At 64.6% G+C, this 19,251-nt stretch carries 19 protein-coding genes; 11 read left to right on the top strand and 8 right to left on the bottom strand.

Features of this window, described 5'->3' with window-relative positions:
• Window positions 1–117 precede the first annotated feature (117 nt).
• Window positions 118–1,245, bottom strand: coding sequence for a M14 family metallopeptidase (locus GYB81_RS02660; RefSeq protein ID WP_161864481.1), 1,128 nt, complete (start codon window positions 1,243–1,245; stop codon window positions 118–120).
• 151 nt (window positions 1,246–1,396) lie between these two features.
• On the opposite strand from GYB81_RS02660, the gene GYB81_RS02655 reads away from it, so the two are divergent.
• A complete protein-coding gene (locus GYB81_RS02655) occupies window positions 1,397–1,933 on the top strand; it encodes a tetratricopeptide repeat protein (RefSeq protein WP_161864482.1) in 537 nt (178 codons plus the stop codon).
• Window positions 1,934–1,942: 9 nt separating this feature from the next.
• On the opposite strand, the gene GYB81_RS02650 is transcribed toward GYB81_RS02655, so the two are convergent.
• The 4 genes from GYB81_RS02650 to GYB81_RS02635 all read right to left on the bottom strand — a co-directional run bounded on the left by GYB81_RS02650 (window position 1,943) and on the right by GYB81_RS02635 (window position 4,440).
• A complete protein-coding gene (locus GYB81_RS02650; RefSeq protein WP_161864483.1) occupies window positions 1,943–2,365 on the bottom strand; it encodes a YybH family protein in 423 nt (140 codons plus the stop codon).
• A 20-nt stretch (window positions 2,366–2,385) separates the two neighbouring features.
• Window positions 2,386–3,168 carry a DUF899 domain-containing protein gene (locus GYB81_RS02645; protein WP_161864484.1) on the bottom strand — a complete coding sequence of 261 codons (783 nt, stop codon included), beginning with the start codon at window positions 3,166–3,168 and terminating at the stop codon, window positions 2,386–2,388.
• A 31-nt stretch (window positions 3,169–3,199) separates the two neighbouring features.
• On the bottom strand, window positions 3,200–3,562 hold the full coding sequence (locus GYB81_RS02640) for a YciI family protein (RefSeq protein WP_161864485.1): 363 nt from the start codon (window positions 3,560–3,562) through the stop codon (window positions 3,200–3,202).
• Window positions 3,563–3,723: 161 nt separating this feature from the next.
• The gene (locus GYB81_RS02635) at window positions 3,724–4,440 is read right to left on the bottom strand and encodes a UTRA domain-containing protein (RefSeq protein WP_161864486.1); all 717 of its coding nucleotides are present in this window, start codon (window positions 4,438–4,440) and stop codon (window positions 3,724–3,726) included.
• Window positions 4,441–4,754: 314 nt separating this feature from the next.
• Here GYB81_RS02635 and GYB81_RS02630 point away from each other — a divergent pair, with 314 nt between their 5' ends.
• From GYB81_RS02630 to GYB81_RS02605, 6 genes are all read left to right on the top strand, one after another.
• Window positions 4,755–5,813, top strand: coding sequence for an ABC transporter substrate-binding protein (locus GYB81_RS02630; protein ID WP_024307313.1), 1,059 nt, complete (start codon window positions 4,755–4,757; stop codon window positions 5,811–5,813).
• Between the two features lie 305 nt (window positions 5,814–6,118).
• Window positions 6,119–6,925 carry an alkaline phosphatase family protein gene (locus tag GYB81_RS02625; protein WP_161864487.1) on the top strand — a complete coding sequence of 269 codons (807 nt, stop codon included), beginning with the start codon at window positions 6,119–6,121 and terminating at the stop codon, window positions 6,923–6,925.
• The gene (locus GYB81_RS02620; protein ID WP_161864488.1) at window positions 6,922–7,764 is read left to right on the top strand and encodes an ABC transporter permease; all 843 of its coding nucleotides are present in this window, start codon (window positions 6,922–6,924) and stop codon (window positions 7,762–7,764) included. The genes GYB81_RS02625 and GYB81_RS02620 overlap by 4 nt, the downstream gene beginning before the upstream one ends.
• Window positions 7,751–8,545 carry an ABC transporter permease gene (locus GYB81_RS02615; protein WP_161864489.1) on the top strand — a complete coding sequence of 265 codons (795 nt, stop codon included), beginning with the start codon at window positions 7,751–7,753 and terminating at the stop codon, window positions 8,543–8,545. The genes GYB81_RS02620 and GYB81_RS02615 overlap by 14 nt, the downstream gene beginning before the upstream one ends.
• Complete coding sequence (locus tag GYB81_RS02610) at window positions 8,542–9,528, top strand: ABC transporter ATP-binding protein (protein WP_161864490.1); 987 nt, start codon at window positions 8,542–8,544, stop codon at window positions 9,526–9,528. Before GYB81_RS02615 ends, GYB81_RS02610 begins: the two co-directional genes overlap by 4 nt.
• Entirely contained in the window at window positions 9,528–10,181 is a 654-nt protein-coding gene (locus GYB81_RS02605; RefSeq protein WP_161864491.1) for an HAD family hydrolase, read from the top strand. Before GYB81_RS02610 ends, GYB81_RS02605 begins: the two co-directional genes overlap by 1 nt.
• On the opposite strand, the gene GYB81_RS02600 is transcribed toward GYB81_RS02605, so the two are convergent.
• Entirely contained in the window at window positions 10,168–11,037 is an 870-nt protein-coding gene (locus GYB81_RS02600) for a LysR substrate-binding domain-containing protein (RefSeq protein WP_161864492.1), read from the bottom strand. The two genes, GYB81_RS02605 and GYB81_RS02600, sit on opposite strands and share 14 nt — an antisense overlap.
• A gap of 142 nt (window positions 11,038–11,179) precedes the next feature.
• Here GYB81_RS02600 and GYB81_RS02595 point away from each other — a divergent pair, with 142 nt between their 5' ends.
• Window positions 11,180–12,022, top strand: a complete 843-nt coding sequence (locus GYB81_RS02595) for a bifunctional allantoicase/(S)-ureidoglycine aminohydrolase (RefSeq protein ID WP_161864493.1) — start codon at window positions 11,180–11,182, stop codon at window positions 12,020–12,022.
• A gap of 82 nt (window positions 12,023–12,104) precedes the next feature.
• Here the strand turns inward: GYB81_RS02595 and GYB81_RS02590 are convergent, their stop codons facing one another.
• Entirely contained in the window at window positions 12,105–13,100 is a 996-nt protein-coding gene (locus GYB81_RS02590; protein ID WP_161864494.1) for a helix-turn-helix domain-containing protein, read from the bottom strand.
• A gap of 169 nt (window positions 13,101–13,269) precedes the next feature.
• Here GYB81_RS02590 and GYB81_RS02585 point away from each other — a divergent pair, with 169 nt between their 5' ends.
• Genes GYB81_RS02585 through GYB81_RS02575 form a run of 3 tightly spaced genes read left to right on the top strand, consistent with a single transcriptional unit; the run spans window position 13,270 to window position 17,530 of the window.
• Entirely contained in the window at window positions 13,270–15,258 is a 1,989-nt protein-coding gene (locus GYB81_RS02585) for a TonB-dependent receptor (RefSeq protein ID WP_161864495.1), read from the top strand.
• Window positions 15,255–16,307 carry a methyltransferase gene (locus GYB81_RS02580; RefSeq protein ID WP_161864496.1) on the top strand — a complete coding sequence of 351 codons (1,053 nt, stop codon included), beginning with the start codon at window positions 15,255–15,257 and terminating at the stop codon, window positions 16,305–16,307. Before GYB81_RS02585 ends, GYB81_RS02580 begins: the two co-directional genes overlap by 4 nt.
• A complete protein-coding gene (locus GYB81_RS02575; RefSeq protein WP_161864497.1) occupies window positions 16,304–17,530 on the top strand; it encodes an MFS transporter in 1,227 nt (408 codons plus the stop codon). The genes GYB81_RS02580 and GYB81_RS02575 overlap by 4 nt, the downstream gene beginning before the upstream one ends.
• Window positions 17,531–17,665: 135 nt before the next feature.
• Here GYB81_RS02575 and ahpF read toward each other — a convergent pair whose 3' ends face one another.
• Window positions 17,666–19,222 (bottom strand): alkyl hydroperoxide reductase subunit F, encoded by a 1,557-nt coding sequence (ahpF, locus tag GYB81_RS02570; RefSeq protein ID WP_161864498.1) that lies wholly within the window; start codon window positions 19,220–19,222, stop codon window positions 17,666–17,668.
• Between the last annotated feature and the right edge of the window lie 29 nt (window positions 19,223–19,251).

Below are 19,251 nucleotides of genomic sequence, written 5' to 3'. Positions count from 1 at the left end.
TTGACTCCTGTGTGTTAACGGCACTTTATGCCCGTCCTCGTGACGGGCTTTTTTTGTTTATCAGGTTGGCCGCCAGCCGAGACTGTATGCAGAGCGGCCGAGCCTGGACAGGCCGTTTCAGCGCAAGCGCCCGACCATCTGCGCCAGTACCGTCAGAACCTCCCGCCCCAGCTTCTGCGAACGCGCGCCATTCCAGCCGGTGCGCGGCTGCGGGTTGTCGTCGTGATCCTTGAACGGCATCTCGATAGTGAACGACAAACAATCGAAGGCCTCGCCCACCGCGTTGCAGGCCAGGGTCAGGTTGGCCTGGCCCGGCTCGTCGCGCGGGTAGCCGAAACGGGTCTGAAACTCAGCGCCGATGCCGACCAGGCGGCTGCGGAAGTCCTCCTCCAGCGCAACCAGGCGCGGGGTGTAGCCGGGGTTGCCTTCGCAGCCGGCGGTGAACACGTGAGGAATTTCTTCGTCGCCGTGGATATCGAGGAACAGATCGACGCCGATGCGCTGCATATGCTGCAGCACGAACAGCACTTCCGGGCTGCGCTCGGAGCTGGCCGACTGCCAGGCGCGATTGAGGTCCTGTCCGGCGTAATTGGTGCGCAGGTGACCGCGATAGGCGCCATCCGGGTTCATGTTCGGCACCAGGTAGAATTCGGCCTCGGCCAGCAGCCCCTGGACCTCGGCGTCATGTGGGTCCTGCAAGCGTTCGATCAGCCCCTCCATGAACCACTCGGCCATGTGCTCGCCGGGGTGCTGCTGCGCGATGATCCATAGCTTGCGCGCGGCGCCTGCCTGGCCGCCGATGCGCAGCAGCTGGATATCGCGCCCTTCCAGGCTTCTGCCGCTGGCCACCAGCTCGGCACCGCGCTCCAGCGCCTTGGCGATCAAGCCTTCATGCCGCGCTCGCGGGTAAGGTTCGAAGTAGGCAAAGCGCACGCTCGCGTGCTCGGCCTGCAGCTCGAATCGCAGCTGACCGTCTTCGAAACGGGTCGGCACGCGAAACCAGTCCTGCTGGTCGTAACTGGCCAACGCCTGGTAGCCGTCCCAGGCGCGGTTATAAGCCGACTGCCCGGCATTGGTCAGGCTGAAGCCATAACGCTGGCCAGGCTGCAGGCCATCGACCTGAAAGTGAAACCACTGGAAATGATGGCTGTTGAGGTCCGGCCGCATGGCCAGCAGCACACGCTGCGGGTCACTGGCGTCGATGACCTGGATATTGCCGCTGTCGAAATCCGCACTGATCTTCATGGCTGCCTCGTGAGCGAAGTCAGCGCTCAGGATTGCAGTTCATGGCGCGGGTGTGAAGTCGTCACTGCACAGATGCACTTGAGCGAACTAAGGTGTGCGAGGCAGGCCTAACAGCGACTTGCCTCGTTTTCTCGCTCAGGGAGCCACCGTCATGCCCAGTCCATTCAACCGATTGCACACCGCCACCGCCCTGCTCGCCTTCATGCTATTGGCAGGCTGCGCCGGACGTGAGCCTGATGCCGCCAAGCCTGACGAGCAGCCGCAGGCAGAACAGCCCATCACTCAGACCGAGCAGGATCAGCTGCGCCAGCAGGCCCAGCGCGGCGATCTGGACAGCCAGTTCCAGCTCGGCAGCAGCTACTTCGTCGGCCAGCCGGAGAAGAATCTCAAGCAGGCCGAGTACTGGTGGAAGCAGGCCGCCGACAAGGGCCACGCCATGGCCGCGGTGAGCCTGGCTTACCTCTATACCGGGCGTGATGCGCCGGAGTTCGCCAACCAGCAGGGCATGCTCAAGTACCTCAACCAGTCGGCCGCTGCAGGCAACCCCATGGCCCAGCATGTGCTGGGCAATCTCTACCGTCGCGGCGAGGGCGGTGTTTCGCGCGACCCGGACCAGGCCCAGCGCCTGTACCAGAGCGCCTGCCAGCAGAATTACGAGCCGTCCTGCATGGCGCTGGGTCGTCAGTAGGTCGAACGGTCAAGGTTGAAGGTCAAACAGCGCCTTGCCGCTTTCCATGTCGCAGGGCGCCGAGAAATGCTCGTGGAAGATCAGCCAGCGGCCGCCCTGGCGGCGCAGGCACTGGGTGACGCGCATCCAGCAGGTTTCCAGCTCGCCCTTGTCATTGCTGCCGCCGCAGTGCAGCAGGTAGTGGGTCACGCCCAGATCACCGCTGGCGTTGAACGTCGGCTCATGCGGCTCGAACATCCCCGGGCCGCTGCACATCTCCATGCAGGCCTGCCAATGTGCCTGGTACGCCGGGCGTCCCTGAAAGCGCAAGGGACCTACGGCGTCATAGGACACCAGGTCCTCGACGTAGTGACTCATGATGCGCGCCACGTCCTTGCTGCGGCAGGCTTCGGTCCAGCTGTTCAGTGCGTCTTGCAGTTCGTGCTGACTCATGGGGTTCTCCTTAGCTAAGTTCAGGCCTTGTGGCCGCAGCAGTCGTGGGTGGGCGCAGCGTGCTCGTATTCGTCATGCAGGCGCGTCCAGTTGCGCCCCTTGCCGTCCAGGTCGGGCATGCCGTCCCAGCCTTCGCCACGGCCGAAGGGCGTGAAATCGAGGAAATGAAAACTGCTCATCAGGATCTCCACGCCTCGACCATAGGTTGAGTAGGTGTGATAGATGCGCCCGCCCTCACGCAGGAACACACTAACGCCGGGCTGCTCGCCCTGGATGTGATAGGTCAGGCCCAGGCGCTGCAGCTCGTCCTTGTCGCGGTAGTTGTACTCGACCGGCGCGACCTGCTCGTCGGTGGTGGCGTGGTAGTCGTAGTTGAAGCGGCTGCCGTAGGAGCTGTACCAGGGCAGGGTCCAGCCCATGCGCCGCTTGAACGCTTCGAGATCAGCCAACGGCGCGCGCGAGACCAGCACCAGGTTGGTGTCACGGGCATGCAGATGGGCCTGATGGCCGATGTTGTCCACCAGGCAGGAACAGCCATCGCAGCCCTCGCCGCGATCCATGTGGTACATGAAGTGGTAGACGATCAACTGGCTGCGCCCGTGGAATAGCGCTTGCAAACCGACTTCGCCCTGCGGGCCATCGAAGCGGTAATCCTCTTCCACCAGCACCATGGGCAGGGCACGGCGGGCGCGGTTCAGCGCATCGCGCTGACGGGTCAGCGCCTTTTCCTGTTCGAGCAGGGCCTTGCGTGCGGCAAGCCATTGCTCACGTGTGGCAACCTCGGGGATATAGCGACGGTCCATGACGATTCTCCTGAAACAGGGCGATGACGGTTCAGTGCTGAGCGGCCGGGTCGATATCCAGTTGACGAACCGGACGCACCTCCACGCAGCCAACCCGGGCGCCTGGTATGTGACCGGCAAGTTGAATCGCTTCGTTGAGGTCACGCGCCTCGATCAGGTAGAAGCCTGCCAGTTGCTCCTTGGTCTCGGCGAAGGGGCCGTCGGTGATCGCCAGCTTGCCGCCGCGCATGCGCACGGTGGTGGCGGTCTGCACCGACTGCAGCGCCTCGGCAGCGAGCATGCGCCCGCTCTCCTGTACTGCATTGGCGTAGGCGAAGCATTCGCTGTCATGCGGGCTGTCGGGGGAGCTGTGCAGCTCCTGTTCGTTGGCGTAGACGAGGCAGAGGTATTTCATGGCGCGCTCCAGTTCCTGTGCAGTGGGTACTGGATAGTCGAATGCGGCGGGGGGCTTTCGACATCGGCGGGAAAAATATCGATCAAGGCGACGAATGGTAAGGTGCGCCCTGCCCATCGACTTCTGTTCTATGCGGCAACCCGCGCGCCGCGCGGCACGATCTACTCAGGCACTTCGACGCTGACGTGAATGGCGTCATGGCGCCAAAACTCCAGATCGCAATCGATGATGCGCCCGTGTTGGTCGCGGTTGACCCGGGTGATGCGCAGCGCCGGGCTGCCCGGCGCCACCTTGAGGCTGGCCGCAGCTTCGGCATGCAACGCGGTGGGCACCATGTCGAAGCGCACGCGTCCGTAGTGAATACCGTACTCGCTGGCGTAGAGATCGGTCAGCGAGCGGGTCAGGTCGAACTCGAGGATACCGGGGAAATAGGCCGGGTTGAGATAGTGCTCGACATACAGCACCAGGCGTCCGTCGATGCGCCGCGCGCGGCATACCTGATAGACACTCGACAGCGCCGGCAACTCCAGCACCTGGCAGATTTGCGCGCTGGCCGGCATCAGCCTGGCGCTCAGCACTTCGGTAGCCGGCACCCGCCCCTGTTCCGCGACCATGGCGTGAAAGTGAGTACGAACCAGCGGGTTGTAGGCGACCCGCGTCGGTGAAACGAACCAGCCGCGGCGCTCCTCCCGATAGACCAGCCCCTGGGCTTCCAGCTGGCCAAGTGCCTCGCGCAGGGTGATGCGCGTGGTATCGAACAACTCGCTGAGCTTGCGCTCGGCCGGCAACTTGCTGCCGGAGGGCAACAGGCCCCGGTCGATCTGCTCCTGCAAGGCGCGGCAGATGATGGTGACAGCCCGCGGCACTTCTTCGCGCATCAGTTTCTCCCATTTGGACTAGTCCAGCCCCATGAAGGGGCAAAATCGCTCGCTCAGACGGGTTACAAGACTAGGCAGTCTAGATGACTGATAGATGACAACTCTGCTGCAAGCACGCCCCATGCCACCGACATGCTTACTCACAGCCCAGCAAATCAGCCACTTATCCATGGTCTACGCTTGTGAAGCGCACCGGCCGGCTGCACCTGGACATCTGCCACTGGTGGCCGGACATAAAACTGTCATCGAAGGCGCCTAGATTGGCTCGGGTATTGCTGATCTAGACCAACACTCTCACTGCAAAGGAGTTTCCAATGAAACAACTGCTGCTGGCTTCACTGATGGGCTCGGCCATCGCTCTGGCGACCTCCGCCATGGCCGAAGGCACCGACTTGCAGGCCCTGGAAAAGGCCGCACGCGCCGAGGGCGCGGTGAATAGCGTGGGGATGCCCGACAGCTGGGCCAACTGGAAAGACACCTGGGCCGATCTGGCCAAACTATACGGCCTCAAGCACCAGGACACCGACATGAGCTCGGCGCAGGAAATCGCCAAGTTCGCCGCCGAGAAGGAAAACGCCACCGCCGATATCGGTGACGTCGGCGCCGCCTTCGGCCCCATCGCCGTGCAGCAGGGCGTGACCCAGCCTTACAAGCCGAGCACCTGGGAGCAGATTCCGGACTGGGCCAAGGACAAGGACGGCCACTGGATGCTGGCCTACACCGGTTCCATCGCCTTCATCGTCAACAAGCAGCTGGTCAAGGATATTCCACGTTCCTGGGCCGATCTGAAAACCGGGACCTACAAGGTCGCCGCCGGTGACGTCAGCACCGCCGCGCAGGCCACCAACGGCGTACTGGCCGCGGCCATCGCCCTGGGTGGCAACGAGAGCAACATCCAGCCGGCGCTGGACCTGTACGCCGACCTGGCCAAGCAGCGCCGCCTGTCGCTGGCCAACCCGACCATCCAGACATTGGAAAAAGGTGAAGTGGAAGTCGGCGTGGTCTGGGACTTCAACGGCCTGTCCTACCGCGACCAGATCGACCCCGAGCGCTTCGAGGTGCTGATCCCGTCCGACGGTTCGGTGATCTCCGGCTACAGCACCATCATCAACAAGTGGGCGAAGAACCCCAACGCCGCCAAGCTCACCCGCGAATACATCTTGAGCGATGCCGGGCAGATCAATCTCGCCAAGGGCCACGCCCGCCCGATTCGCGCCGAGCATATCGACATGCCGGCCGAGGTGCAGGCCAAGCTGCTGCCGCAAGAGCAGTACGCCAAGGTCCAGCCGATCAAGGATGCCGCCGCCTGGGAAGCCACCTCCAAGGCCCTGCCGCGTCTGTGGCAGGAGCACGTGATCATCAATATGAATTGATGCGGCCGCGACACCATTGATCCGTAGCCCGGATGAAATCCGAGGGCGTGTTCACATAAGAGTGACTGACCACGATCAGTCCCCTCGCCCCTCAGGGGAGAGGGTTAGGGCGGGCCGCGTTCGGAGAGGGGAAAACGGGCGACCTCGCTATGTTCTGCCCTCTCCCCCAGGCCCTCTCCACTAGGCGTGCCCCCAATAAATGGGAGAGGGGAGCTGATCGCGCACAGGTTAAGTGAGTAGCGTCAGGGGCAATTGCAGAAAATGCCCCGGATTGCATCCGGGCTACGACCGAACGAGAGAAACCCATGAAACACAACGTCATCCTGGTGGTACTGGATGGCCTGAGCTATCAGGTGGCCCAGCATGCGCTGGGCCACCTGTTGGCTTACTGCCAGGCCGGGCGCGCTGCGCTGTACAAGCTCGACTGCGCACTGCCGGCACTGTCCCGCCCGCTCTACGAATGCATCCTCACCGGCGTGGCGCCCATCGACAGCGGCATCGTGCACAACGATGTGGTGCGCCTGTCGAATCAGCGCAGCGTCTTCCACTACGCCCGTGACGCCGGCCTGACGACCGCCGCCGCGGCCTATCATTGGGTCAGCGAGCTGTACAACCGCGCGCCCTTCGTCGCCGCCCGCGACCGCCATACCTTTGAACCGTCGCTGCCGATCCAGCACGGCCACTTCTATTACGCCGACCATTACCCGGACTCGCACCTGTTCGCCGATGCCGAAAGCCTGCGCCGGCTTCACGCGCCGAACCTGCTGCTGGTGCACCCGATGAACATCGACGATGCCGGCCACAAGCACGGCCTCGACAGCCCGCGATACCGCAACGCTGCGCGCATGGCCGACGTGCTGCTGGCTGAGTACATCCAGACCTGGCTCGACGCCGGTTACCAGATCCTGGTGACCGCCGATCACGGCATGAACACCGACCGCAGCCACAACGGCCTGCTGCCGGAAGAACGCGAGGTACCGCTGATCGTCCTCGGCAGCGCCTTCAGCCTCGACCCGGCGGCCCGCCCGCAGCAGACCGAGCTGTGCGGCACCCTCTGCCAGCTGCTCGGCGCGGCCCACGACAAACCCTGGTGCAGGGAGCTGCTCGCATGAAGTCCACCATCTCCAGCAAGGGTTGGGCACTGCTGTGCCTGGTGCCCTTCGCCCTGTTCTTCTTCGCCTTCCAGATCGCGCCACTGGCCTGGGTGGCGAGCAACAGCCTGAACACTGCCGAAGGCTGGGGTCTGGGCAATTTCCAGCAGGCGTTTTCCTCGGCGTTCTATCGCCAGGCCATGCGCCACAGTCTGGAAGTCGCCTTCTGGTCGAGCCTGTTCGGCATCGTCGTCGCCATCATCGGCAGCTATTCGCTGCGCCAGGTCAGCAGCCGCCTGCGCGACTTCGTCATGGCGTTTTCCAACATGACCAGCAACTTCTCCGGGGTGCCGCTGGCCTTCGCCTTCATCATCCTGCTTGGCTTCAACGGCGCTCTGACCATCCTGCTCAAGCAGATGGGGGTGATCGAGGACTTCAACCTCTACTCCAAGACCGGCCTGATCGTGCTCTACACCTACTTCCAGATTCCCCTCGGCGTGCTGCTGCTCTACCCGGCCTTCGACGCCCTGCGCGAGGACTGGCGCGAGTCGGCCGAACTGCTCGGCGCCAATACCTGGCAGTTCTGGCGGCATATCGGCCTGCCGGTGCTGACCCCGGCGCTGTTCGGCACCTTCGTCATCCTCCTGGCCAATGCCCTGGGCGCCTACGCCACGGTGTACGCGCTGACCACCGGCAACTTCAACATCCTGCCGATCCGTATCGCGTCGATGGTTTCCGGCGACATCTTCCTTGACCCGAACATGGCCAGCGCGCTGGCGATGGTGCTGGTCGGCATGATGACCCTGATCACCATCGTCCACCATTGGCTGCTGCGCCGGAGCTACCATGTCGCCCGCTGAAAAACGCTCGCCGCTGTTCCACCAACTAGTGGTCTACCTGCTGTTTCTGATCCTGCTGTTGCCGTTGCTCGGCACGCTGGTCTACTCGCTGTCCACCAGTTGGTCGGCGACCATCCTGCCCAACGGCTTCACCTTCAAGTGGTACGTGGCGCTGTGGAGCGATGCGCGCTTTCTCGCTGCCTTCGGCCGCTCGCTGCTGGTGTGCTTCGGCGCCCTGGCGTTGTCGCTGCTGCTGATCCTGCCGCTGCTGTTCGTGGTCAACTACCACTTCCCCAAGCTCGACGCGCTGATGAACGTGCTGATCCTGCTGCCGTTCGCCATTCCGCCGGTGGTGTCCTCGGTGGGCCTGATGCAGTTGTTCGCGGCAGGTCCGCTGCCGATCCTCGGTACGCCGTGGATCCTGATCGGCTGCTACTTCACCATCGCCCTGCCCTTCATGTACCGCGCCATCACCAACAACCTGCAGGCGATAAACCTGCGCGACCTGATGGACGCCGCCCACCTGCTCGGCGCCAGCACCTGGCGCGCGGCCTTCCTGGTGGTGCTGCCAAATCTGCGCAAGGGCCTGATGGTCTCGGTGTTCCTGTCCTTCAGCTTCCTGTTCGGCGAGTTCGTCTTCGCCAACCTGCTGGTGGGCAGCCGCTACGAAACGCTGCAGGTGTACCTGTACAACATGCGCAACGACAGCGGCCATTTCACCAGCGCCCTGGTGATCTCCTATTTCATGTTCGTGCTGCTGATGACCTGGGCGGCCAACCGTCTGAACAAGGACAAGTCATGAGTTACCTGAATATCCGCGGCCTGCATAAAAGCTACGGCGCAACGCCCATCTTCACCGACATCAATATCGAGATCGGCCAGGGCCAGTTCATCACCCTGCTCGGCCCCTCCGGCTGCGGCAAGTCCACCCTGCTGCGCTGCATCGCCGGCCTGACCGCAGTCGATGGCGGGCAGATACTGTTGGGCGGCGAGGATCTGGTACCGATGCCGCCGCAAAAGCGCGGCATCGGCATGGTGTTCCAGAGCTATGCGCTGTTCCCCAATATGACCGTGGCGCAGAACGTCGCCTTCGGCCTGCGCATGCAGAAGGTCCCAGCCGCCGACGCCAGCAAGCGCGTCGCCGAAGTGCTGGAACTGGTGGAGCTCAGCGATTACGCCGGGCGCTATCCGCAGCAGCTCTCCGGCGGCCAGTGCCAGCGCGTGGCACTGGCCCGCTCGCTGGTCACCCGCCCGCGCCTGCTGCTGCTCGACGAACCGCTGTCGGCTCTGGATGCACGCATCCGCAAACACCTGCGCGAACAGATCCGCGCCATCCAGCGCGAGCTGGGCCTGACCACCATCTTCGTCACCCATGATCAGGAAGAGGCGCTGGTCTTGTCCGACCGCATCGTGCTGATGAACGGCGGGCAGATCGTCCAGAGTGGCGATGCCGAAACCCTCTACACTGCCCCGGCCGATGCCTTCGCTGCCGGTTTTATCGGCAACTACAACCTGCTCGATGCCGATGCCGCCAGCCGCCTGCTCGGCCAGCCGATCGGCAGCCGCGTGGCGATTCGTCCGGAAGCGATCCAGATCGGTGGCCCGGGTATCGACGGCACCATCCTCAGCCACAGCCTGCTCGGCAACGTGGTGCGCTACCGGGTCGAGGCCCGCGGTGTGGAGCTGCTGGTGGACGTGCTCAATCGCTCTGCCGCCGATCTGCATCAGGATGGCCAGAGCGTCAGCCTGGCCATCGGCGCCGACGCGATCCGGGAGGTGGCGTGATGGCTCTGGCGATCTTCGATCTCGACGAAACCCTGATCAACGGCGATTGCGCCAGCCTCTGGACCCAGGAAATGGTCAAGCTCGGCTGGGCCGATGGCGAATCCTTCATCGCCCACGAGCAGGAGCTGATGCGCCGATACGCCGCCGGCATCCTGGCCATGGAGGACTACATGACCTTCACCCTGTCGCCGCTGGTCGGCCGCACGCCCGAAGAGGTCGCCCATGTGGTCGAGCCCTTCGTCGAGGACGTGATCGAGCCGATCTTCTACAGCGACGCCAGCCGCACCCTGGCCGCGCACCGCGCCGCTGGCGACCGCCTGCTGGTGATCTCCGCCTCGGCGCATTTCCTGGTCAGCGCCATCGCCGAGCGCTTCGGTATCGACGAGGTCTTGGCCATCGACCTGGAGCTACAGCACGGCTTCTACAGCGGGCGCACCCAGGGCGTGCTGACCTACCGCGAGGGCAAAGTGATTCGCCTGGAAAGCTGGTTGATCGAACAGGATGAAAGCCTGGCCGGCGCCAGCTTCTATTCCGACTCGCGCAACGATCTGCCGCTGCTGCAACTGGTGGACAAGCCGTTCACCGTCAATCCCGACCCGACCCTGCGCGCCCACGCCGAACAAGCCGGCTGGCCGATCCTCAGCTGGAGCTAAGCGTAGGGCTCATGATGCCTTCGCAAGCCTCGATCAGCGCTGCCGCCAATTCGCGCGCGTAACCGGGCAGCTGGTTGCGCGCATGCAGCGCCACCTCCACCGGCGCTACTGGTGCGAAGCCTTCGGCCTCGCCCAGCTCGCGATGCTCGCTGGTGATCAACCGGCGCGGCAGCAGGGTCAGGCCCAGGCCGCCCTCGGCTGCGGCACTGACGCCGGGCAGGCTGCTGCTGACATAGGCGATGCGCCAGGGTTTGCCCATGGCATCCAGCGCATGGGTCATCTCCAGGCGATACAGGCCGTTGGGCGGAAACACCGCCAGCGGCACCGGATTGCGCGCCAGCACCGGTCGCGCACGACTGTCGAGCCAGGCCAGCGGCTCGGCCCAGCTGGCCAGGCCCTTGGCGCTGCCGGCGCGCTGCTTGATCAGCGCCAGATCCAGCTCGCCGGCGTTGAACGCACGCCACACGTCGTGACTGAGGCCACTGGTGATCTCCAGGCGGATACCCGGATGGGCATCGGCGAAATCGGCCAGATAGGGAGTCAGGCTGTTGGCGGCGAAATCGTCCGGCACGCCCAGGCGCACCTCGCCCTCCACCGCACTTTGCCCCAGCGCCAGCATGGCTTCGTCCATCAGCGCGACGATGCGATTGGCGTAACCCAGCAGGCGCTCGCCCTCGGTGGTGGTCACCACGTAGCGGCCGCTGCGGTCGAGCAGCTCGGCGCCAAGCTGCTCCTCCAGACGCCGCACCTGCTGGCTGACAGTGGACTGGGTCAGGTGCAGGCTGGCCGCAGCGCGGGTGAAGCCGCCGGTCTGCACCACGGCGAGAAAACTGCGTAAAAGCACTGGATCGAGCATACCGCCACCCATCATGAAATCCACTGACAGGCATTCTACTATTTAATTTCCGAATCCAGTCGCGAATTCCTATAGTGCAGGGGAGCCAGTTTCCGCGCCGGGAGCCATCCCTGCGCCATCCACCCGCCGAGGCACTCTCTCGATGAGCAAATCGCCCTACTACTACGCCCCGCATGGCGGCCATCCCGGTCAGGACCAACTGCTGACCGACCGCGCCATGTTCACCGAAGCCTACGCCGTGATCCCCAAGGGCGTGATGCGTGACATCGTCACCAGTCACCTGCCGTTCTGGGACAACATGCGCATGTGGGTCATCGCCCGCCCGCTGACCGGCTTCGCCGAAACCTTCTCGCAATACATCGTCGAAGTCGGCCCGAACGGTGGCAGCGACAAGCCCGAACTGGACCCGAGCGCCGAAGGCGTGATCTTCGTCGTCGAAGGCACCTGCGACCTGACCCTGAACGGCACACGGCACGCCCTGCGTCCGGGCAGCTACGCCTTCATCCCGCCAGAAAGCGACTGGTCGCTGCGCAACAACAGCAGCGATGCCGTACGCTTCCACTGGCTGCGCAAAGCCTATCAACCGGTTGAGGGCGTGTCCTATCCGGAAGCCTTCGTCACCCACGAGCAGGACATCGAGCCGATCGTCATGCCCGGCACCGAAGGCCGCTGGAGCACCACGCGCTTCGTCGAGATCAGCGACATGCGCCATGACATGCACGTCAACATCGTCAACTTCAAGCCGGGCGGCGTGATCCCCTTCGCCGAAACCCATGTCATGGAACACGGCCTGTACGTGCTGGAAGGCAAGGCGGTGTATCGCCTGAATCAGGACTGGGTCGAAGTGGAAGCCGGCGACTTCATGTGGCTGCGCGCCTTCTGCCCGCAGGCCTGCTACGCCGGCGGCCCGGGCCGCTTCCGCTACCTGCTGTACAAGGATGTGAACCGCCAGATGCCGCTGACCCTGGGAGGTCTGAAGCGCTGAGGTAGCCCGCCAAAACTCTAACGCCGTGCTCTTCGCAGAGCGCGGCGTTTTTCGTTTCAACGCGACGAACCTCGCACCAAGGTTACTCGCCCGATGCCAGATCCTTGCTCTGGCGCCGATGCGCACCGAACACCGACTTCGGCGCCTGGCCGAAGAATGCGGAAAATGCCGCACTGAAGTTGTTCGGGTAGCGATAGCCAACGCGGTATGCCACCTGCGCCACCTGGTGTCCGCTCTCCAGCAGGACATGGGCCTTGCGCATGCGCATTTCGTGGAGCATGCGGTGGGGCGTGGTGTTGAAGCGGTAGTGGAAACCTTCCTTGAGCTTGAATTCGTTCAGCCCCACCGCCGCGCACAGGTAGGCGATGGTCAGTGGCTGGTCGATCTGCTCGATCATCAGATCGCGGGCGCGCTCCAGCTTCTCGATGTCCTGGGTACTGAATTGCAGCGCCTTAGGCGTTGCCGGACAGAGCAGATTGAGCTGCTCGGAAAGCAGGCTGAGCGTGTGGATATGCATGTCCAGCGCTGCGATGCGCTGAGGGTCGTTGAGATACCGCTGCAGGGCTCCGGCATGGGCGCTGCTGGCCCCGCTGGTCTTGCGAAAGGCCAGCTGGCGGATATGCCCCGAGCCCAGCAACGTCCCGGCACGCTCCGCGCCCAGATACCTGATCAGGGTGTTCTCGCCCACCAGCAGCCGTAGTTGGGAAACCGTCGTGCCGGCTTCGTAGCAGCGTTCCCCCTGGCTGCCATGGAAAGCGGTGACGGTGGTGAAGCCGGCACGGAAACACAGCGTATCGCCATTGCGTGCCTTGTAGCCGGACTGCCCCTGCAAGCCCAGGGTGATCACCAGCATGTGGCGGTCATGAGGGTCGACCGTTTCCTCGATCAGGTCGCGGGTCGGATGGTAGCGCGAGCGAACCACCAACAAGTCGTGATCCAGCACGAAACGCTCCGAGTAGCAGTCGCCCAGCTCCTCCGGCAGTTGCTGACGCTCCCAGCCGGAGGTTTCCCGGCGCACCAGCCGTGCCTGACTCATCGCTAATCGATGCGGCTGGGATATCCGTTGAACAGCAGTCATGGGTCCTTCCTCCGGTTCGCATACGGGAAAATTCTGAAATCATATCAATCTAGATGATACGCATTCCTATCTATCTGTAGCATTCGTATTACATCAAAAGCACGCCTTTGCGGCAGGTATCCGCCCTGCCCGCAGGCGCGCTTGCCATCTTTTCGTTCGAGAGGGAGAAATGCGAGAAATGAGTATCCGCTGGGGGGGCGTCATACTGGGGGGCTTACTGATGCCAACGCTGGCGCTGGCTACAGAACAACAACGACTGCCAGATATGACCGTTACCGCCAACAAGATCGAACAGGATCTGCAGGACGTACCGGCCAGCGTGTCGGTGGTGCAGGGCGAAGCCTTGCGCGACGCCGGGGCCGACGACCTGCAGGCGCTGGCCCGGCGCACGCCGAACTTCGTCTTCCAGCCATTCGGCCAGTCCGGTACCAACGTACCGGTGATGCGCGGCATCAGCTCCAGTGCCACAGCGTTCTCCTCCTCCGTGCTGATGCTGGTCGATGGCGTACCCTCCCTGATGGGCCAGGGCTTCGACCACAACCTGCTGGCGCTGGAGCGAGTGGAAATCCTCCGTGGCCCGCAATCGACCCTGTACGGGCGCAACGCAGAGGCCGGCGTGATGCACCTGCACACCCGCCCCATCGACGACGCGCCCTACGCGCGGGTCGATGCCACCCTGGGCAACCGCGACAAGCGCGTGCTGCGCTTCGACCTGAGCCAGGCGCTGGTGGCCGATACGCTGTACGGCGGCATCGCCGGCGAATGGCTCGAACAGGACGGCTTCATCGACAACGCCTACCGTGGCCGCGACGAGGATGATCGCGAGCGCCACAACGGCCGCGCCGTGCTGCGCTGGACACCCGCATCAGCGACCAGCGCCACCTTGCGCTACAGCCGCCAGGACTACCGCGATGGCGGCTCGCAGTGGGGCGCGGCCGGTTCGTCGCACCGCGAGGTGCGCTCCGGCACCCGCAGCTGGAACCATTCCAGCGGCCGTAGCCTGTCGCTGGATGTCGAGCATGAGCTGGATTCCGGCCTGCGCCTGCACTCGATCACGGCACGCAACGACTTCTATGATCGCGTGCGCCAGGACACCGACTTCCTGCCGATCGACACCCTGCACCTCGAACGCGACTACCACCTAAGTACCCTGTCCCAGGAACTGCGCCTGGAAGGCGAAGGGGCCGAGAGTCAGTGGCTCGTCGGCCTCTATGCCGATCGCGACGACCACTCGCTGGATTATCGCCAGAAGCTGCCCATGGCCATGACCCGCACCCAGGTGGATCTGGGCGGCAACACCGCCGCCCTGTTCGGCCAGTGGACGCAAGCGCTGACCTCGCACTGGTCCCTGACCCTGGGCGCGCGGATGGAGCGCAACGAGGTCAGCCTGTCGCCCCGTGACAGCGGCAACCGCAGCGACCAGTGGCAACGCTTCACCCCCAAGCTGGCCTTGCAGTACGCCTGGAGCGACGACACCCAGGCCTATGCCAGCTATTCGCAAGGCTTCCGTGCTGGCGGCTTCAATGCCTTTTCCGCCTCGGCCGGCTACCCGGCGTACGACCCGGAGCAGGTGGACGCCTATGAACTCGGCATCAAGGGCTGGGCCGCGGAACGTCGCCTGCGCTATTCGGCCGCCCTCTACTGGATGCAGATCAGCGACATGCAGGTGCAGCAGATCGTGCAGCCCGGGATGGTCTACATCACCAATGCCGCCGAGGCTCGCAGCAGCGGCCTGGAACTAGAGGCCGACTACCTGCTCGGCGCCCATTGGCAACTGCAGGCCTCGCTTGGCATCAACCGCACGCGCTTCGAGCGCTTTCAGGACGGCAGCGCCGACTACCAGGGCAACCACGCCCCCTTCGCGCCCGACCTGACCAGCTACCTGGGCCTGCGCTACGACGCCGACGCCGGCTGGTTCGCCCAGGCCGGGATAAGCGGCGTGGGTCGCACCTACCTCGATTCGGCCAACCGTTACGGCCGCGCCGGCTACGCCCTGCTCGACCTGAGCGCCGGCTATGACTTCGAGCACCTGGGCCTGAGCGCCTACGTGGAAAACGCCACCGACAAGCGCTACGACGCGGTCGGTTACCTCAACGGCATGGCGCGTGTGTACAGCGAGCCACGCGAGATCGGCCTACGCCTGAGCTATCGACTATGACCCCACACACCAACGCCACCGGCGGCCACCAGCTGCAACCCTACTGGGACCTGGCCCTGGCCTCGGTCCAGGCCGACGCCCTGCGCGTGGCTCTGGAACTGAAGCTGTTCCGCCTGCTCGCCGAACCCATGTCGGCCGGCATCGTGGCCGAGCGCCTGCGCCTGCACCCGAGCAACACCGAGCATCTGCTGGAAATGCTCTGGAGCATGCGCCTGCTGGATCGTCAGGAAGCCGTAACGCCTGCGCAAGGCTGGCGCTACCAGGCCTCCTGGCTGGCGAGCCGCTACCTGGATCACGACTCGCAGCAGCATTGCGGCGACGCCTGGAGCCTGCGCCTGCAGGCGTTGCGCCACTTCGGCAAGAACCTGGACGAGCAGCTACGCACCGGCGAAGCGAGCACCGCCCCCCGACTCGCCGGCACCGCGGCCAACTGGCAGGCGGCAGCGCGCCTGCAGATCGCCCAGGAGCAACGGGCGGCAACGGCCGAGGCGGCGCTGGCGGTGTTCTCGCAACTGCCCGAATTCCACCGCGCCCAACGCCTGCTCGACCTGGGCGGCGGCCCCGGGCTGGTGGCCATCGCCCTGGCCAAGGCCAACCCGAACTTGCGCGGCGAGGTGTTCGACCTGCCAGAGACCATCAGCGTAGCCGAAGAGAACATCCACGCGGCCGGCCTCGGCGGGCGTCTGCGGGGCCGCAGCGGCGACCTGATCCGCGACCCGATCGGCGAGGGCTATGACCTGATCTGGTGCTCCTCCGTGCTGCATTTCGTGCCCGATATCGACCAGGCTCTGGGCAAGATCCACGCCGCGTTGCGCCCAGGCGGCGTGCTGGTCTGCGCCCAGGCGGAAATTCCCGACAGCCAGGACGCGGCGCGGCAGATGCTCTCCTACTACCTGTCCATGCGCATGCTCGGGCGCCAGTTGACCCACACCGGAGGCCTGCGCCAGGCCATGCAGCGGGCCGGTTTCAGCGCCTTGCAGACGCAGCGCGAGGTGCCCTTCCCGGTAACCCCGGTCACCGCCGTGATCGGCCGTAGGAGCCTGCAATGAACATGCACCTGCTCGGGCGCCAGGCGCTGTTCGGCTGGCTCAACTTCGTCCTGGCGGTGCCGAGCATCTACCTGTTGCTCGGCATGCCGCTGGTGATGCGCCAGCACGGTTGGTCGGGCACCGAGATCGGCCTGTTCCAGCTGGCCGGGCTGCCGGCGGTGTTCAAGTTCCTGCTGGCGCTGCCGGTGGAGCGCTGGCGCTTCGCCGGCGCGCATTACAGAAGCTGGGCACTGCTGCTGAGCCTGGGGCTGGCGGCGGTTCTGCTGCTGGCAGGCCGCGAGGCACTGCTCGACAGGCATGGCCTGTTCTTCGCCCTGACACTGCTGGCCGGGGTGCTGGCGACCTGGGCTGACATTCCGGTCAACGCCCTGGCGATCAAGCTTCTGCCAGAAAGCCAACGCGTGCGCGCCGGGGCGATCCGCTCGGCGGCGCTGTTTCTGGCCGCCATCGTCGGTGGCGGCCTGATGCTGCTGGTGCACGCGCACTGGGGCTGGCAGGCGCCCTTCGTGCTGATGGCCGGCGCCCTGCTGCTGGGCGCGCTGTTGCTGCCGTTGCTGGGCGAAGGTGCGCCGCAAGGCCAGGCAGACGCTGCGCAGAGCAGGCACGAGCCGAACTGGCGCGGCTACTTCGAGCAACCCGGGGCAGCACTGTGGACCTGCCTGCTGCTGTCCTGCTTTCCCTTCATTGGCGCCAGTTGGCTGTACCTCAAGCCCCTGCTGCTCGATCAGGGTATGCCGGCCACCCAAGTGGCCTGGGTGGCCGGGGTCGGCGGCGGCGTGGTCGGTGCCCTGGCCAGCGTGCTGGGCGGGCGCCTGTTGCGCCGGCTCGGGGTGGCCCGGGCCATGCCGCTGTTCACCGGTTTCGCCCTCTTCGCCCTGGCCGGCCTGACCGCCGTGCTCTGGAGTCAGAGCGGCACGCTCGGGCTGATCATCGGCGCAACGCTGGTGGCAGCGGCCATGGGCGCGATCTCCGCCATGGTCTTCGGCCTGATGATGTATTTCACCCGCCACCAGCGCCAGGCCGTCGATTACGGCCTGCAGGCCAGCCTGTTCGTCGTCTCGCGCCTGGCGGTGCCGGTGGCCGCCGGCGTGCTCCTGGATCGCCTGGGCTACACGGGCATGCTGCTCGGCCTGACCTCGGCGATGCTCGGCGTCCATGTCCTAGCTATGCTCGCCGGCCAACCGTTGGCACGCATAACCAAAGGCGAATCAGAAACGACCTAGCCTGTACATACGAGAGGAGGTCACCAGCGGCTGTTGCGCCAGATAAACAGGCAATTTTCTTTACAGAGTTCGCAGGTCCGCCAAACGGAAAAAGGCCGCCCCGAGGGGCGGCCTTTTCGTTTCCGCAACAACCGATCAGCTATGGCGGATCAGGTGGTCGAAGGCGGACAGCGAAGCCTTCGAACCCTCACCCATGGCGATGACGATCTGCTTGTACGGCACGGTGGTCACGTCGCCGGCAGCGAACACGCCGGGGATGTTGGTCGCGCCCTTGGCATCGACGACGATCTCGCCGAAGCGGCTGAGCTCCACGGTGCCCTTGAGCCAGTCGCTGTTGGGCAACAGGCCGATCTGCACGAAGATGCCTTCCAGCTCGACGTTGTGCAGTTCCTCGGTGGTGCGATCCTTGTACACCAGGCCGGTGACCTTCTGTCCGTCGCCGGTGACCTCGGTGGTCTGTGCGCTCTTGATCACGGTGACGTTGGGCAGGCTGTAGAGCTTCTTCTGCAGCACCGCGTCGGCACGCAGGGTGTCGGCGAACTCCAGCAGGGTGACGTGGGCGACCAGGCCGGCCAGGTCGATGGCCGCCTCGACGCCGGAGTTACCGCCGCCGATCACCGCCACGCGCTTGCCCTTGAACAGCGGGCCGTCGCAGTGCGGGCAGAAGCACACGCCCTTGGCCTTGTACTCCTGCTCACCGGGCACGCCCATTTCACGCCAGCGCGCGCCGGTGGAGAGGATCACGGTCTTGGCCTTGAGCGAGGCGCCGTTCTCGAACTTGACTTCGTGCAGGCCGCCTTCGCTGCTGGCCGGCACCAGGGCTGAGGCACGCTGCAGGTTCATCACGTCGACTTCGTATTCCTTGACGTGTTCTTCAAGCGCACGCACCAGCTTCGGGCCTTCGGTCTCCTTGACCGAGATGAAGTTCTCGATGGCCATGGTGTCCAGCACCTGGCCACCGAAACGCTCGGCGGCAATCGCGGTGCGGATGCCCTTGCGCGCAGCGTAAATGGCGGCTGCGGCGCCGGCCGGGCCACCGCCCACCACCAGCACGTCAAAGGCTTCCTTGGCACTCATCTTCTCGGCATCGCGGTTGGCGGCGCCGGTATCGATCTTGGCAAGGATTTCCTTCACGTCCATGCGGCCGGAAGCGAAGGCCTCACCGTTCAGGTAGATGCTCGGCACGGCCATGATCTGGCGACGCTCGACCTCTTCCTGGAACAGCGCACCGTCGATGGAGACGTTGCGGATGTTGGGGTTGAGCACGGCCATCAGGTTCAGCGCCTGAACCACGTCCGGGCAGTTCTGGCAGGAGAGCGAGAAGTAGGTCTCGAACTCGAACTTGCCTTCGATGCTCTTGATCTGCGCAATGGTGTCGGCGTCCAGCTTGGACGGATGGCCGCCCACCTGCAGCAGTGCCAGCACCAGCGAGGTGAACTCGTGACCCATGGGGATACCGGCGAAGGTCAGGCCGATATCCGCACCGGGGCGCACCAGCGAGAAAGACGGACGACGGGCATCACCGCCATCGGTTTTCAGGGTGATCTTGTCAGTCAGGCTGACGATGTCTTGCAGGAGCCCGAGCAATTCCTGGGATTTTTCGCCGTCATCGAGGGACGCGACGATCTCGAACGGCTGGGTGACCTTTTCCAGGTAGGCCTTCAACTGGGCTTTAAGATTGGCGTCCAACATGGCGGAAATTCCTCAAATACGAAAATTCG

Source organism: Pseudomonas yangonensis, from assembly GCF_009932725.1.
Taxonomy (GTDB): Bacteria; Pseudomonadota; Gammaproteobacteria; order Pseudomonadales; family Pseudomonadaceae; genus Aquipseudomonas; species Aquipseudomonas yangonensis.
Note: the sequence above shows the minus strand (reverse complement) of the source record. Positions and strands in the feature narration are given on the sequence as shown.

Bases quoted from the DNA above. Each gene is read 5' to 3' on its own strand.
- GYB81_RS02660 (WP_161864481.1), bottom strand. From the start codon at position 1,245: ATGAAGATCAGTGCGGATTTCGACAGCGGCAATATCCAGGTCATCGAC.
- GYB81_RS02655 (WP_161864482.1), top strand. From the start codon at position 1,397: ATGCCCAGTCCATTCAACCGATTGCACACCGCCACCGCCCTGCTCGCC.
- GYB81_RS02650 (WP_161864483.1), bottom strand. From the start codon at position 2,365: ATGAGTCAGCACGAACTGCAAGACGCACTGAACAGCTGGACCGAAGCC.
- GYB81_RS02645 (WP_161864484.1), bottom strand. From the start codon at position 3,168: ATGGACCGTCGCTATATCCCCGAGGTTGCCACACGTGAGCAATGGCTT.
- GYB81_RS02640 (WP_161864485.1), bottom strand. From the start codon at position 3,562: ATGAAATACCTCTGCCTCGTCTACGCCAACGAACAGGAGCTGCACAGC.
- GYB81_RS02635 (WP_161864486.1), bottom strand. From the start codon at position 4,440: ATGCGCGAAGAAGTGCCGCGGGCTGTCACCATCATCTGCCGCGCCTTG.
- GYB81_RS02630 (WP_024307313.1), top strand. From the start codon at position 4,755: ATGAAACAACTGCTGCTGGCTTCACTGATGGGCTCGGCCATCGCTCTG.
- GYB81_RS02625 (WP_161864487.1), top strand. From the start codon at position 6,119: ATGAAACACAACGTCATCCTGGTGGTACTGGATGGCCTGAGCTATCAG.
- GYB81_RS02620 (WP_161864488.1), top strand. From the start codon at position 6,922: ATGAAGTCCACCATCTCCAGCAAGGGTTGGGCACTGCTGTGCCTGGTG.
- GYB81_RS02615 (WP_161864489.1), top strand. From the start codon at position 7,751: ATGTCGCCCGCTGAAAAACGCTCGCCGCTGTTCCACCAACTAGTGGTC.
- GYB81_RS02610 (WP_161864490.1), top strand. From the start codon at position 8,542: ATGAGTTACCTGAATATCCGCGGCCTGCATAAAAGCTACGGCGCAACG.
- GYB81_RS02605 (WP_161864491.1), top strand. From the start codon at position 9,528: ATGGCTCTGGCGATCTTCGATCTCGACGAAACCCTGATCAACGGCGAT.
- GYB81_RS02600 (WP_161864492.1), bottom strand. From the start codon at position 11,037: ATGCTCGATCCAGTGCTTTTACGCAGTTTTCTCGCCGTGGTGCAGACC.
- GYB81_RS02595 (WP_161864493.1), top strand. From the start codon at position 11,180: ATGAGCAAATCGCCCTACTACTACGCCCCGCATGGCGGCCATCCCGGT.
- GYB81_RS02590 (WP_161864494.1), bottom strand. From the start codon at position 13,100: ATGACTGCTGTTCAACGGATATCCCAGCCGCATCGATTAGCGATGAGT.
- GYB81_RS02585 (WP_161864495.1), top strand. From the start codon at position 13,270: ATGCGAGAAATGAGTATCCGCTGGGGGGGCGTCATACTGGGGGGCTTA.
- GYB81_RS02580 (WP_161864496.1), top strand. From the start codon at position 15,255: ATGACCCCACACACCAACGCCACCGGCGGCCACCAGCTGCAACCCTAC.
- GYB81_RS02575 (WP_161864497.1), top strand. From the start codon at position 16,304: ATGAACATGCACCTGCTCGGGCGCCAGGCGCTGTTCGGCTGGCTCAAC.
- ahpF (WP_161864498.1), bottom strand. From the start codon at position 19,222: ATGTTGGACGCCAATCTTAAAGCCCAGTTGAAGGCCTACCTGGAAAAG.